The 14,777-nt window shown below is 59.6% G+C and carries 11 protein-coding genes and 1 pseudogene; 1 reads left to right on the top strand and 11 read right to left on the bottom strand.

The window, feature by feature from the left end; translation table 11 throughout:
* Positions 1-40: 40 nt before the first annotated feature.
* The 3 genes from AC2444_RS36180 to AC2444_RS36170 are packed head-to-tail and all read right to left on the bottom strand — an operon-like array spanning position 41 to position 3,294.
* On the bottom strand, positions 41-1,321 hold the full coding sequence (locus AC2444_RS36180) for an ABC transporter substrate-binding protein (protein WP_128450123.1): 1,281 nt from the start codon (positions 1,319-1,321) through the stop codon (positions 41-43).
* A gap of 54 nt (positions 1,322-1,375) precedes the next feature.
* The gene (locus tag AC2444_RS36175) at positions 1,376-2,434 is read right to left on the bottom strand and encodes a maleylacetate reductase (RefSeq protein ID WP_128439429.1); all 1,059 of its coding nucleotides are present in this window, start codon (positions 2,432-2,434) and stop codon (positions 1,376-1,378) included.
* The gene (locus tag AC2444_RS36170; RefSeq protein ID WP_017997480.1) at positions 2,431-3,294 is read right to left on the bottom strand and encodes a dioxygenase family protein; all 864 of its coding nucleotides are present in this window, start codon (positions 3,292-3,294) and stop codon (positions 2,431-2,433) included. The genes AC2444_RS36175 and AC2444_RS36170 overlap by 4 nt, the downstream gene beginning before the upstream one ends.
* Before the next feature lie 95 nt (positions 3,295-3,389).
* Between AC2444_RS36170 and AC2444_RS36165 the strand changes: the two genes are divergently transcribed.
* The gene (locus AC2444_RS36165) at positions 3,390-4,340 is read left to right on the top strand and encodes a LysR family transcriptional regulator (protein WP_003554594.1); all 951 of its coding nucleotides are present in this window, start codon (positions 3,390-3,392) and stop codon (positions 4,338-4,340) included.
* Positions 4,341-4,519: 179 nt separating this feature from the next.
* Here AC2444_RS36165 and AC2444_RS36160 read toward each other — a convergent pair.
* From AC2444_RS36160 to AC2444_RS36125, 8 genes and pseudogenes are all read right to left on the bottom strand, one after another.
* Positions 4,520-5,439 (bottom strand): annotated as a pseudogene (locus AC2444_RS36160) (ArdC family protein).
* A gap of 677 nt (positions 5,440-6,116) precedes the next feature.
* The gene (locus AC2444_RS36155) at positions 6,117-6,680 is read right to left on the bottom strand and encodes a hypothetical protein (RefSeq protein ID WP_128450122.1); all 564 of its coding nucleotides are present in this window, start codon (positions 6,678-6,680) and stop codon (positions 6,117-6,119) included.
* 131 nt (positions 6,681-6,811) lie between these two features.
* Entirely contained in the window at positions 6,812-7,474 is a 663-nt protein-coding gene (locus AC2444_RS36150) for a transcriptional regulator (RefSeq protein WP_128450121.1), read from the bottom strand.
* A 750-nt stretch (positions 7,475-8,224) separates the two neighbouring features.
* Complete coding sequence (locus AC2444_RS36145; protein WP_003554601.1) at positions 8,225-8,989, bottom strand: response regulator; 765 nt, start codon at positions 8,987-8,989, stop codon at positions 8,225-8,227.
* A gap of 282 nt (positions 8,990-9,271) precedes the next feature.
* On the bottom strand, positions 9,272-9,856 hold the full coding sequence (locus AC2444_RS36140; protein WP_245461292.1) for an invasion associated locus B family protein: 585 nt from the start codon (positions 9,854-9,856) through the stop codon (positions 9,272-9,274).
* Positions 9,857-10,316: 460 nt separating this feature from the next.
* Positions 10,317-10,673 (bottom strand): hypothetical protein, encoded by a 357-nt coding sequence (locus AC2444_RS36135; RefSeq protein WP_128406538.1) that lies wholly within the window; start codon positions 10,671-10,673, stop codon positions 10,317-10,319.
* Between the two features lie 385 nt (positions 10,674-11,058).
* Complete coding sequence (locus tag AC2444_RS36130; RefSeq protein WP_128450143.1) at positions 11,059-12,570, bottom strand: type II and III secretion system protein family protein; 1,512 nt, start codon at positions 12,568-12,570, stop codon at positions 11,059-11,061.
* A 1,155-nt stretch (positions 12,571-13,725) separates the two neighbouring features.
* Positions 13,726-14,610, bottom strand: a complete 885-nt coding sequence (locus AC2444_RS36125) for a DUF72 domain-containing protein (protein ID WP_128450120.1) — start codon at positions 14,608-14,610, stop codon at positions 13,726-13,728.
* Positions 14,611-14,777: the final 167 nt, after the last annotated feature.

The raw sequence follows: 14,777 nt of genomic DNA, 5'->3' as shown, positions 1-14,777 counted from the left end.
CCGAGAACAGGCGGGGCCGAACAGGCCCCGCGCAAAAAAATCAGGCGATTGCTTCCATCTTGCCGCCGATCGGAATGTTCGGCGCCGTCTTGTTGTCGGTGATGACGAGATCGTAGCCGCCGCCGTCCTTCAACCGCCACTGGCCGCCGACGAGCGGCGTTTTGGCAATGTTCTTGGCCGCGAAAGGCGGCAGGCCCTTGCCGTCCCAAGCAATCGGCCCGACCAGCGTATCGAGCTTGGTGGCGGCAATCGCCTGCGCGACGGCATCCCCGTCTGTCGGATCTCCGGCCCGCTTCATCGCATCCACCGCCAGCTCGAACAGCGCATGGGCAAAACCGATCGGCTGCGTCCACGGCCTGCTAGTCGCCTTGGTAAAGGCGGCCGCCACCTCTGCTGTACTTTCGCCCGTCAAGGACGATTTGAACGGATGGCTCGGCGTCCACCAGACTTCCGACGACAGATTATGCCCGGCATTGCCGAGCGCCTCCACCGTCTGCGGGAACAGCAGTGCCTTGCCGATCGAGGCGATCTTCGGGGCGAAACCCTGCTGCTTGGCCTGGTTCCAGAAGGTGGTGAAGTCAGGCGGGATCACCACGCCGGTGATGATTTCGCACTGGCCCGATTTGAAGGCGTTGATCTGCGCCGAGAAATCATCCGTCATGTTCTGATAGCGGCCGGGGTCGATCCGCCCGTAGCCCATCTTTTCCAGCACCGGCGGGAAGCCGACGACCTTGTCGCCCCAGGCATTGCCGTCGCCGTCATTTGGGAAGAGGCCGCCAACCTTCTTGTTGGTCTCGATCTGCGCCCACATGTTGGTGAAGACCGAGATGACGTCCTCGAGACCCCAGAAGAAGTGATAGGCGTAGTTGAATGGTTTCCAGGAGGTCGGGTCGCCGGGATTGCCCTGCTGGCCGATGAACCACGGCTGCCAGGGAGCCACCGTCGAAATACAGGGCATTTCCTCAGCCTCGCAGGTGGTCGCCACCGGATTGGTGGTCTCCGGCGTCGAGGCGACGAGGATCAGGTTCACCTCGTCGGTGACGATCAGTTCCTTGGCGACCTCCGCCGCCCGGTTCGGATTGGATTGGCTGTCCTTGACGACAACCTCGTAGTTGAGACCCTTCGACTTGGTGACTGCCAGAAAACTGTCGATGACGAACTTGTCGGCCTCACCGAAGGCGGCAAGCGGTCCCGTCTGCGGGCTGACATAGCCGAGCTTGATCGCGGCGTCCTGCGCGATCGCGGGGGCGGCGAGCCCGGATGTCGCCGCCAATGCACCGGTGGCGGCCGTCGTCTTCAGAAAATCGCGTCGGGTAAACATGTTTCCTCCTCCCATTTTCCTCTCCTCCCAGAGAGCGTGATGTCTGTCGTCAGCTTATGCCGGCCGCTTGCCCTCCCAGGCATCCTGCAGCAGGGCACGAATGGACTTCCGGTCGATCGGCCTTGGATTCCAGTAGGGATTTTCGGTGGCGATCTCGGCTGCGCGATCGAGATCGGCAACGCTCAGGCCCAGACCCTTCAGCGCCAGCGGTGAACCGATTTGTCTCGCGAAATCCCAAAGCCCGCCGCCGACCGAGGCGCCGAAAATATCGGCGACCGGCGCCAGAAGTTCCGGCACCGCCGCGGCATTGTAGGCGGCGGTGTGCGGCAGCATGATCGCATGCGTGTCGGCGTGCGGCGTATCGAAAGTGCCGCCCAGCGTGTGGCAGATCTTGTGGTGCAGCGCCATACCGACCGTGCCGAGCACGGTGCCGCAAAGCCAGGCGCCGTAGAGTGCATCGGCACGGGCATCGGGCTCGTGGGGATTAGCGATGATATCAGGCAGGCTGGTCTTGAAGGCCCGCAGCCCCTCGACCGCCATCAGCGTCGAAATCGGGTTGCGGTCTTGCGCGTAGAGCGCCTCGACCGCATGGGCCATGGCATTCAGGCCCGAGGTGACGCTCATGCCGACCGGCAGGCCAAGCGTCAGCGCCGGGTCGTAGATCACCACCTCTGGCAGGATGCTCGCATGGCGCACGGTCGTCTTGCGCCCGGCCTCGGTCTGGCCGAGGATCGGCGTCACTTCCGATCCGGCATAGGTCGTCGGAATGACGATCTGATGCAGATCCGTGCGATAGGCGATCGCCTTGCCAAGCCCGGTGGTCGAGCCGCCGCCGAGCGAAACGACGCAATCGGCCTGCGTTTGGAAAACCACCTCCATCGCCTCTTCGGTGACATCGACTGGCGTGTGCATAGTGGCGCCGGCAAAGACGCCGACAGCGAGAGAGCCCAGCCGCGTGGCATGCGCTTCGGCGTCGGCCTTCTGTTGCGGCGTCGAGAGAACGAGGGCCTTGGTGCATCCGAGCTTTTCCACCCACTCGCCGGCGGCGGCGCTCTTGCCTTCGCCGAAGACGATATGGGCGGGGCTGCCGCTATAGGTGAAAATCCGGCTCATGTATCGGCTCCCTGCCTGGCGCGGACCATGACGAACGTCAGTTTCAACAACCACCGCTTACCCTGCTGCTCGAAGGTTCGCACCAACTCGGGCTTGACGGCGAAGATCGCGTCTTCGGCCAGATGCGGATCGCTGCCGTCATAGATATGCGTGGTGATCGTCTCGAAGTCCGGCGCCTTGATGATGAAATGAAGATGCGCGGGGCGGCGCAGCGGATAGCCCGCCCGCCGCAAAAGCTTTCCGACGGGACCATCGTCAGGCACGCCATAGCCGCATGGCTTGATGGTCCGATAGTGGAAACGTCCGTCGGGATCCGTGCGGAAGCCGCCGCGCAGGTTGAATTCCGGCTGCAGGTCCGGCTGCTGGTTTTCGTAGAGGCCTTGAGCATTGGCCTGCCAGGTGATGATCTCGGCATTTGCGATGGGATCGCCATCGAGATCCTGCACGCGGCCGGAAACTTCCAGCGGCTCGCCGATACCATCAAGCGAAATATTGCCGCCGAGCGGCAATTGCGGAACGTCGGCGCGGAAGAACGGTCCGCGCACGGTGTTGGGGGTGGCCGTCTTCGGACGGCGCGAATTGATCTCCTCGACCAGTGTCGAAGCGCCGAGCAGATCCGACAGGAGCACCCACTCCTGGCGCCGCTCGTCGCTTGCATGGCCAACGTCGGTCAAGAATTCGATGACTTGGCGCCATTCCGCCTGGGTGGGCCGCACTTCGCGGATCAGGGTATGAAGATGCGTCACCGCCGCGGCGAGAACCTGCGGCAGGATGTTGTCCTTTGATGGCTGAAGTCGTTGCGCAAAGATGTCATGCGAGGTGGCCTCGCTGAAATTCAGCGCCATCGGACCCGGCGTCATGCGTCTCCTCCAAGGCAATGGCTGGTGGAGACAAATTTAGTCCAAACGCTATGTGCCGGTAATGATTTTATTCGCGATTAATATATCATATCGTTATGAAGATAGACGAACGTCACCTTGTCCAGCTTGCGGCAGTCGTTAAGACCGGCGGGGTCACCGAGGGAGCTGCCCTGCTCGGCCTATCGCAGCCGGCTGTTTCGCGCACGCTCGCAATGCTCGAGGCTCGCATCGGCGAGCCACTGTTCGTCAAGGGGCGGCGGCCGTTGCAGCCAACGTCATTGGGTCGGGCGCTGGCCGATCACGGCCAGACGATGCTGTCGGCATCGCGCAAGGCCTCCGATGTCGTCGAAAGCTTTCGGGCCGGCAGAAGCGGCGTAGTGCGTGTCGGTGGCACGCCTTTTTTCATGGATGCGTTGATCGCCGGCATGATCGCCGAGTTCCAGAACCTGCATCCAGACGTACGCATCGACCAGAGCTATGGTTACTTCCCAGACCTCCGTGCCGCGCTCAATGCCGACCAGATCGACCTTGCCATCTGCCCGATCGATATTCTCGACGAGGGCTCCGGCCTCGAATTTCAGCAAATCCTGCCCGGCCGCAACGTCGTCGCCTGCCGGGTCACCCATCCTTTGCTGTTGAAGCGGCGCCCTCAGCCGGCGCACCTGCTCGATTTCCCTTGGGTGGCGCCTCCGCCAGGCAGCCCGCTACTCACCGATCTGCGCAGCATGCTGCTGTCCTTCGGCGCAACCGAAGTCAAGATCCGCTATTCGGGCGGCTCCCTCATGAGCGTCGTCCAGTACATGAAGGCGGCGGATGCGCTGACCATCATGCCGCACAGCGTCGTCTTCGCATTGCGCAACGAAAAGTCCATCACCGCCCTGCCCGTTCCCATCCCCCATTCGGAACGCGCGCTCGGCTTGCTGAAGCGTTCTGACGCACCCCGCACACCCGCCGCCGACAACTTCGCCCGCCACATCCGCACCGGCTTCGATAACCTCAAGCACCTGATTAAGCGGCATGAGCAGTCAGTGGTCTGGGGCTCATGAACAAAATGCGAGAACGTGCAGCAGGCAGTTGGTGCCACCTCACCGTTCGGTCTGGGCAAGGCCTCGGCGGCGGCGCGATCAGGCTACGGAGCGGCGCGTCGGTTTTCACCATGCAGGCTTGGAAGGCCCGCGGGGCGGCCTGATCATCCGAGCATTTCATCAGTTGAAGAAGAGACGGCTTACGCCGCCTCCTCCTCGTTGCGCTCCGGCTGCAAGGAATGCAGGTAGTCGACCGCCCGCTGCGCATGGGCCGCCGCCGAAAAGATGGCGCGCTTGTCGTGGTGGAGAACCTTGAGCCAGCCATCGAGATAGCTTGCGTGGTCGGGGCGGGGTTCGAGCTCGGGGACGATGCCGAGATCGGCGCAGAGAAACGCGCTGCCGAGTTCGGCAATGAGCTCCTCGCGGGCGCGGTCGCTCCGGTCTTTCGCGTAGCGGCTGAGATCGCGATCCAGCCGTCGCGGTGCGGCGGTCCAGTGCGTCATCTCGTGGCTGAGGACGGCGACATAGGAAGCATCGTCCCTAAAGGCATCCAGGCATGGCATCTGGTTGTAATCACGCTGAGCGGCATAATAGGCAGCCGATCCTCCGTGGCGGATCAGTGCGCCGGTATTGGCAAAAAAGCGGCCGGCATTGCCGATGCGGCTCATCGGATCCTGGTGAGGTGCGCCGTCGTCAAAGCGGCCTTTTAGACCGGCGATCTGATCGGTGTTGAACACCGTGTAGGCCTTGAGGAATGGAACATCCTGTTCGATCTCGCTGCCCGTGTCTGTCGTCTCGGTGCGGACGAACGAACTGGCAAAGACGACGGTTGTGCCGGTTTCGCCCTTGCGCACGGCGCCGCCGAGCTCGATGGCCTGGCGAACGTCATCCAGCGTGATGAGGCAAAGCCGCTGGCGATGGCTTCGGACCACAGCAGCAGGACGTTGATCCCGGTGTAGGGTTGGCCGTTGTGGCGCAGTGGCCGGCTGACCCTGGCTGTCGCATGTCCCGTCGTCCAGGGTTTGGTCCATGGCCGCACACCCTGTTTAAGATCGGCGATGATCGTGGTGGTGATGCGGCTGTGGATATCGGATCGTTGGTTGGATTGTTGCCTGCTCATGTTGGAACCTCCGTTTCGAGGTCGCGGCGATCGCGACCTGCTACGGCGGTCCGAAAGCCAGGCGGCAAGCGCTGCCTGCACCCCGCGGGGCCGCAACGAAGTGGAGGACGGCAAAGCCGTTGCCGGCGGCGCGAGCCTGGCAGGACCAAAAGCCGGGGCAGGACGCGATGGCCGCAATCGCAGGGGAGGTTTTGACGCAGGCGGACATGGCTGATCCGCGATCCGGATCCCGTCGCCAGCTTCGCGGATGAAGCGCGCGCGATACGACATCACGCGCCAATCGAGATACTCGTCCCGAACATCCGGGCATGGGCGCGAGAATGGGATCGACTGCCGGCCGGCAACTTGTCGTCGACGACGGGAGGTGGCTTTTTGCAATTATTGCCACGCCGGGCAATGTTCGTGGGAAGGTGGTCGGGCGGACTGGCCAGCATGACTTCACGCATGTCAATGCCAACCCAGTCCGGCGGGCTACTGGTAAAGACGGGAGGGACCACCAAGTCGTTTTAGGCAAAGGCAGACAGAACCCGGATTGAGCGCCATATCAAACGCCAGTTGCTAGCTCGATCATTCGATGGCCGGGCCGATAGACCTTATGCAATGCGCCAGCAACGCAGCTCATAGCCGTTCCGGGCCAAGGCGCATTGGACCCATTGGGTACAACGGGAATTGACAATTCAGCGTTCGAACCGATCAAGCATCCTCCTCAGTTGTGCGTTTTGCAGCCGAAGCTTCCTCGCCAACTGATCCCGGAGCATCCTGATTTCTCCCTCAAGGCTGATTGCATCGTCGGAAACGATGGCAAGTCGTGGAGATGGTCGCGAAACGACATCGACGACGTCCGCTTTCCTGGCCTGTCTGCTGCGCTTTCGCGCTGGACCATCGTCAGTCCGCGAGGGCTTGGGCGCGGCGTGTGCAGCTATGTCCACCACATCGGATGAGGCCGGATCAGCCGCTATCTCGAGCGTGGCGCTTTCGACATCTGTCGTGTGATCAGCACTGCTTGCCGCCTCTTCGGCATGACGACGCGGGTCTACCGACACCGCCTCGTGTTGTTCGTGGGTGACCGGCTTTTCGTTGGCCGCACGGTCTGCGGCCTTCGACCGGTTGTTGGCCGCCGCTTCAGTCGGCTCGGCCATGGCTGATACGTCCGGCTTCACGTCATCGGTCGAGCCGTGTTCTTGCTTCTGCTGGCGTCGCCGTGACACCAGCCCAGCAAGAAGTTTCCATGGAGACGCCATTTTATTTGACCTCGAATTCTACTGCGTATGCAAACTGCGAGCAAAAACGTTGGCGGCAGAACGAACCGCCGCCAAAATCTTCACTTCAATAAGCATGAGAATGCGGCCAGCGCTTGACCGTCTGCTGCCGATCAACCGAGGTTGAGTCGCTTTCGCAGATCGGCATTTTCAGCGCGGAGCTTCTCCGCCAGCAGCTTGCGCAGTTTCTGGTTTTCCTCTTCGAGCTGCAGAAGATCCGAAATCTCATCAACTGCCGCCACCGACGGTGCAGCCGCTATCGACACAGCCTTCGGAGCACGTTTGACAGGTACACGCTTGGCACTCGTCGTCCCTTCGTCAGGCTTTGCTTTGCGTCCTCTCGTCTGCTTTCCAGCTTTGGCATCCGAAGCCGCTGCCGGTTGCAAAGAAACGGCGGCTGAGGCGGTTGCAGGCACCACCTTCTTGGCGCGAGGTTTGCGCACCTTCTTCAGTCCATCGGGCGCCGCGGCGGCCGGCGTGTCAGCATTGGTTGTCGTATCTTTTTCGTCGGCCATTATGGTCTCCTGTAAAGCCGATGCATTTGTCTCTTGCTCGATCGGCAGTGTCAATAACGGCCCGGCCTGTTCTTCTTCGGATACAAGCATTCCGGTGCTTCTTGCCTGAGGAGCTAATGACATAAATGGCATTGCCTCGTCCTGCATATCTTGTGCAACGGACTTGAGATCCGTGTCTGCCCAGATCGAGCTCGGTTTGGAGTTGAGTTTTCGCCGACCTGATTTGTACTCGACGGCAAAGCTGCGCTGCACTTTTTTCAATTTAAAAAAGCCTTGGGTATCTGCGGTGATGTTTCAGCGACGTTTTCAACATCGCAGCATGTCCTGCAAATAGCGACTATTGCGCCGGCGGTCCATACCCTGGCGACACCAGAGCCACGCGCGCGTTCAGCGCTGGTCAAGCCGCGTTCCGCCGCCTATTGTCCGTGAGCGCAAAACCTCCCCGGCTGCCTTAGCCTTGTCGATCTCCCCGGGGCACGGTGTATGGCGCGACCTTCTACTGGAACTTGCGGCTATTGGCGCGGGAGCGCAGACTGGCGTCATAAAACTCATGGCAGCAGGCGCGAACGGCTGCGATCGAACAGCCGCGCGAGCCCGGCATGCAGGCGCATAACCGCCTTATTCCAACAACTTCGTTCGTGACCGTCGCGGCTTCGCCCCCGCCATCGGCGTATACCGCCACGTCGGCCGCGAGTATCGCCGCAATTTCGCCAGGTCGCCGTCGCGCGAGGCGATCAAGAATGCCTCGGCTAGCTCGAGGCATCGCTGTCAGCCATTGCCGCTTCTCCAACAATCAAGGCTCTCGTAAGTGATGACGATGCAGCGCAGCGAAACGTGACATCATAACAGTGAGAATGTCCTCAACTGCGTTTATCGCCGCTTCTCTGCTTTTGGACCGCTCATCGAATCGGTCATCCCGGCGGTTAGCGCCTGCGATCTCGACCGTTGACAGATGCGGTCGCCACCGGCCAGTTCGTTGGCAAGCTGAGACGAAAAAAGACTCCAGCGCGGTCATAGGGAGCGAACGTTGTCGTTCCCGGTGAGAACCGCGATGCTAGCTGCCACGTCAGGCACGCCTGCCTTGACTGGAAGCGTGAACTGGTAACCGCCATTTCGGATCGTCCGGAAAAGGGGGCCGCTTTGGGTTTGACCAAGCTTACGTCGCAGCCTGCTCATCAAGACGTCTATTGATCGGTCCATAGGCTCGCTCTTGCGCCCTTGTGTCAGATCAAGCAGCCGGTCTCGTGACAAGAGTCGGCCCGGTCGTTCAAGAAAGACCACCAACAGGTCGAATTCCGCTCCGGTCAACTCAATTTCTGGGCCACGCAACTTGCATACCCGCCGGGTGCTTGTGTCAGCGATGAATTCTGCGAAAGTGAAGACCTTGACGTCGGTGTCACTGTCCTCAGCGTCGCCGGCTCGTCGCAAGACTGCCCTGATCCTTGCCACGAGTTCTCGCGGATTGAACGGCTTGCCAAGATAATCGTCCGCTCCGAATTCCAGGCCAATGATACGGTCCACCTCCTCCTTCAATGCGGTCAGCAGAATAACAGGGATTCGAGACTGGCTAGCGCGCAGGTTCCTGCAGATATCAAGGCCCGAACCATCCGGAAGCAGGACGTCGAGCACGATCAGGTCAGGCGTGCTGGTATCGATCCACCTCTCACAGTCCTGCCGACATGCAACAGCGGTGACACGAAAACCTTGATCGACAAGATAACGTGTCAGTAGCCGGCGGATTTCCAGATCGCCATCAACGACTAATATATGGTCCATATCGCCCACCTCGATGATTGATTTCTTCTTCCACTGCCGGCTTTCAATTCTCGTTGTCGTCTGCGGGAAACCTCCAGAAACATCCCGAGATCGCCGAGAAACGTTAAGCTGCTGGAACCGCTGCATTCGAAAACGTCACAAGCAGCGTTTGATTGCCGAATAATGGTGTGCTGTCGCCGCGGCCCTGTATCTCATGAGATCGGCGCTGGGCCATGGTTCGATGCGCCCAAGTCCGTCAGCCGTTGGGAGTAAGGAACGGCATCCGCCATGGGAGCGTCGCGATCATCGCAGTTCCTCCAGCCGTTCGAGCGAACGAGGAAACCCCTTCAGAGAGACGCGAAAGGTCAGCTTACCACCTGAAGCAAACGAAGTGGCGCTGACCGTGAGCACCTGCGCGGCTTTCAAAATGTCTATGGTGGCGTCGGACATGATGAGAAGAACGACGCAACCATCGGGCAGGCACGTCGCAACATCCGCATGTTGTTTTGAGGGTTGCGTATCAAGCTCGAGGCGCACGCCGTCCGACAACTTCAAGCCGAGCGGCATCCTGATCAGGACCCTCGTACCCAGCTCTTCAGAAGGGTAGACCTGAATTGCGAACGCAACCAAACCGCTCTTTGGATCTTCATGAAACTGACCCGCTGCACATTGCTTTCCGACGTCGACGACCGCGCATTCAACGCCCCAGTCATCGTACTTCTCCTTTATGCCGTCGGCGGCGACGAGGAGCTGTCCGCTCGGCGCAGCGGCGCCCAGGGCCAACGATCCGGCGCGGTTGAACCCACTTTCCACTCTCCATGAGGCCTCATCGGAATTTTTTCGTTGGGCCGCTTCTGGCCCAACCAAACCCGACAGGAGCAGTGCCAAAACGCTCGCCAGTCTCAGCCCCAAACCCAAACCTCCCGACGGCGCTCGCTCGCGACCTGCAGCAACCCCATCCCCAAACGCAGAACCCATCGTGGGTGATTTCGCCTCCGTCCTCGCAGTGCAGCAGGGCCGGAAACACCGCATGAATAGATCGCCCAAAGGCCGGCTTGATCTCGGGCGGGGCGGAGGGAGAAGCAAAGGGCGTCGCCGTCCACGACCCGAGAACTCTGCCCGCCAACCAGGCTGCCGACAGGATCGGCATGGCGGATATACGCGAACGAAAATCGTCCAGACGCCGAATGAAAGGAACCGGTGGGGACAGACGTCGCGGGAAGGCAGTCGTTGCCGGCATCGGGGAAAGGAGCGACGCGATTTAGGTCGCAAGGCGCCGGCATCCTGGCGGACACCGTTGAGCCGAAGCGCTCAGAACCGAGCATGGATGGGTTGCGGGGCGCACAGATCATTGGCTGCAAGATATCGAGGGCTTATCTGCGCAATAGCATTTGTATCTCAAGGAAGGACACGATCTGACCGCCAATGCGCCGTTCGAACAAGAGCATTCAATCCAATAGTCGTTGGAGCCGTGCTGCGGTCCGCGAAACAGCGAGTATCCGGTTCCTGTGTCGGCGATGCTGGACCCGACCTGAAACAGCGACGTACTGCCGGTTGCGCTGTCTTCGGCAAATGTGGACGTCGACAAGCCGGAGGCGACCAGGCCCGCGATCAGGCAAAGCAACCGTGTCCTGAGCGGATGGTCTACGCCGCGCCGCGGCAGGAGGGACTGTCGCGATTTACCGTCGTTCATTTCGATGTCCATGGACGGGTTCCTGACTACGTCGCCATCCTTGGTAGCGGGTTCAACGTTAAGCAGCGTAAAGGCTGCGTAAAATTGAGTAAAAGCAGACGAGTGCGACCGCTCCGGGGTGCCACGTCCGACCACGGATGGTGCCCGCTGGTGCGACCCCGGACGCCCGGCGCGCGAGCAAGATCGATGGTTTGGAAAGGATGGTGAGCGTCCCGTTTGTCCAAGTCATGCCAACCTCGGAGCTGAGCTTTTAACGTTGGGAAACCCCTTCAATGGCGATATTTGTTAGCCGTGTTCTTGTCGGGCTCACCTGCTGGCATGCCAAGGCACTGACCGAAGAGGCAGGTCGGTTGAATGACAGGCCGGGACTCTCCGGGCGTCAGACTATCAGCAACGGTCACTTGTATATGAAGCCGACGGTGCCGTGATATTGCGCTGTCGGCTCCAAGGTTTTGCCGTTGCCGTAGAGCCTGTTGATCCGGTCGAGTAACCCCTGAGAGGCATCATCAGCTGGGCTAAGATTGTCATCAGGCCGATTCAGATCTTTTGCCGCGACAGGGCGAACCAAATAGGGTGTGGCGATAATTACGAGTTCAGTCTCGTTTCTCTCGAAGCTTGTCTGGCGAAACAAAGCGCCAAACCCTGGAATCTTGTTCAAGACCGGCGTCCGATTGGAGGTCCTGTTGAAGTTATCTCGGATTAGCCCCGCCAGAGCGATCGAACCACCCGATGGCAGTTCAACGGTGGTGCTGGTCGAACGCTTGCCGTAGGTCGGGGATGAACCGGATATAGAGGTAACCGGTTCGGACACCTCGGTTGAGATCTGCAGGCTGATCCGACCGGACGTTAGGACGATGGGCTTGAATGAGAGGCTGATGCCGTAGCTGTACGGGGTTTGGGTCGTATTGCCATCGCTGTCGGTGTTTGAATAGAGGACCTCGCCACCTGCTTGAAACGATGCCGATTGACCCGAGACGGCCGTCAATGTCGGCTCGGCCAAGGTTCGAACCACTTTCGCTTGTTCAAGCGCATTCAATGTCGTTGAGAGGCCATACTTGCCGAAGGATCCGCTGAATAGGGCTGATAGGCCGCCGCCGGAGGTCGCGGTCGTCGCATCCGTCGATGCCGTTCCCAGCTGGGCAATTGTTGAGCCACCAGCGTTTTTTAGCTCATTGTCAAAGCCCAGTTGCTTCAGGATCTCTCGCTTTACCTCCGCTATCGTCATTTTGAGCATCACCTGATCGTCGGCTGCGATGCGAAGAAGGTTGATGATTTTGGATTCCTGCCGATCTTCCGCAACAAGGGCCACGGATCCTTGACTACCCCCGCTCGACGCACTTTGGGTGCGGGTCGTCGCCTCCCCGCCTTTGACGAAAGCGGATGCAAGATCGGCGGCTTGTGCCGAGTCCTGTGCCGACCTTACGGTGCCGGTGAGGACAATATTATCGGAAATAATCTCAACCTTGATGGCCGCATCTGGTATCAAACGACGCAAATCCGTCTCCAGCCCGGCAATGTCTCTCTCAACCGCGATATCGATATTGACGATTGGTCGCTTGTTCGCATCGAGGATGAAGATATTCGTTTGCCCGACCTTTTTGCCAAAGAGAAAGATGGTGCGTGTCGCTCGCACTATCGCGTCAGACACGCCTGGATCTGAAACAACAATGTCATGAGCGTCCTGAGGAAGTTCAACGATGAGCGTCTTATTTAGACCGATGCTGACATGCCGCGTGACATTCACACCGGTCTCTGTAACGCTGATGACATTCTCGGCACGGCAATATGTGGCCGACGACAGCAGCGTGAGCAGGAGAACTGTATGCGCAATCCAGCCGGCATGGACCGAGGACTTCCCTAAATCCGTCTTGCGGAGCGGATGAACCCTAATGTTCAATGCCGCATCCATCGCGTTGCATACTATCGCGCTGATCAACCAGCAGCTCCCAACTGAGCGCGGCGACTGCGAGGGCTATGTGCTGTGGGTCCCAGCCGGCGGAGCGTGCCTTTTCGAAAAGCCGGGTAAGTGAGGGCTCCAGCGCGAATTTGCATTCGATTTGATAGGCACTGTCACTTTTTCGGATCGGAGAAGACGGTATATTGATGTCAGCCACGAGTTAGCGCCTTTGCTCTTTTTCAATCGGCGGTGAATCTTCGAAGGACGTCCCGCTAGTAACTCACCGGTTCGTGGCACGATCATGCTCTGAACATTTCCGTGTTTTACGAATTGTTTCCGAGCCGGCCGCGCTGCTTCATTGTGCGAGATGCGAACGCGGCATTCGTGCGGCCCGCCAGCAGGTCGAATTGCGAATGGCGGGCGTGGGATGGCGGCCACAATCGCGCGATGATTGCTGGAAAGGCTCCAGGCTTCGGCACAAAACTTAGGATCGGCGCGTCCTAAAGCGGCAAAGTCCAGCCTCATCCGGTTCAATGGAGGACAGTGCGAAAGGCTTGTAGCCCACCGAAGAGCCAAGCTTGTCGTCTCTTGCTTTTCCAGCCCTGTGTTAATTCCGAGTATCGAACAAGGAACGTCCGAATTCGGTCTCGTCTGCCCGAAAAAGGTTGAGGCGAAGTTTCCGGTTATCGCCGCAGTCAGCACTGCTCATAGCCTTCGCGATCAGGATGACAGGCCACTCACCGCCGTGACAGCGATTTGACAACCACTGGGCTGCAGGGATTTTCAACGATTGAGATATAAGCCCAAGGCGTAATTCGAACCATGATGAGAAAAAACGATCACGTCAGCCAGCGGCGTTGCTTTTCAAAGGGATTTGGCTGTAGAGGCGCGTCGAGATTGGCTAGAACGCTTGGAACACGAGCTTTTGAGCGAGCTGTTCGTCGCAACCGCGACCAAGTCTAGTTGTGACCTTCTATCACCTAGCTGGGATGTGCCTCATTCGCCCGCTTGAACAGTGGGGTTCACCGGCTATTTTGTTGCAACAGATACAAATGCGCCGCACTTCAGGACGCAGACCCGACCGTCCCGCGTTCAGTATCGGGAGACCGCGAACATCCCGCGAAGCGATTTCTGTGCCCCATCGCAGCCTCGTCCCGCGCAGCTGTCCTACGTGGCTGAAATATTCATTAACTCCGACAGCCGATTGGCATTCTTGATCGAATGTCCGTCGCGATCGTTGTTGAAGTAGGCCCATACGGTCTTCGCCCGGCTTTGCCTAATGCGCTCGACCCACACGAGCAATTCCGCGTCACTGTAATCGTGGCGATACCATTGCCTGATCCCGTGAAACCGAACGTAGATGTCATCGGCGGTCCGCACCAGTTCATCCGGTAACCGGGGGCCGCTGCAGGAGCAGAAAATCACCCCGGCAGCGTTGAAGGCTTCGAATACCTCATCATTCCACCAGCTCTTGTGCCGAAACTCGACGACGTTCCTGCGGCGGCAGTCGAGCTGCGATAAAATGGATTGCAGCATTTCCGGAGTGTAGCGAACGCTCGGCGGCAGCTGGAAGAGAAAGCAGCCCATCTGCGGGCCGAGAAGGTCGGCGATATAGCCGAAATCCTGGATCAGACTTTCCGCGTGCTCGAACCGCTTGATATGGGTGATCAGCTCGCAGACCTTGATGGTGTAGACGAAACCCGGCGCGGCCTGGCGGATCCAGGCCTTCACGGCTCCGATTGTCGGCCACGAATAAAACGGGGCGTTGAGCTCGACCGTCTTGAAGGATCCCTGATAGATTGCGAAATATTGACTCGACGGAACATCCGCAGGATAGAACGCCCCCTTCCAATGCCAGTAGTACCACCCCGAACATCCGATATGGGTGCGACCGGCCCGTCGATCCTCGGTCGGGTTGTTGGCCTGCGGATCAGCAAGGCGTACCTGACGCATTTTGGCCGCCCGATCGACATTGGCGTCGCGCTGCTTCTGCCGGCGCTCAGCGCGGCGCGCGCGGCGGGCCGCGTTACCTTCAGCAGTGCGCTGCACCAATCGATCCTCCTCGTCCCGGCCTCGACTTCATTTGCAACGTCAGCACCCGTTGCCCGGTTTACCGTCTGACGGTCAGCATCTTGAAATGGCCAAGATGAGTCTCGATGCGCGGATGCGTTTCCCGCAAGCCAACAAAAGACTGATCTTCGACCGAGCCGGCATAGGTC

The organism is Rhizobium sp. WSM1328 (genome assembly GCF_057653715.1).
Note: the sequence above shows the minus strand (reverse complement) of the source record. Positions and strands in the feature narration are given on the sequence as shown.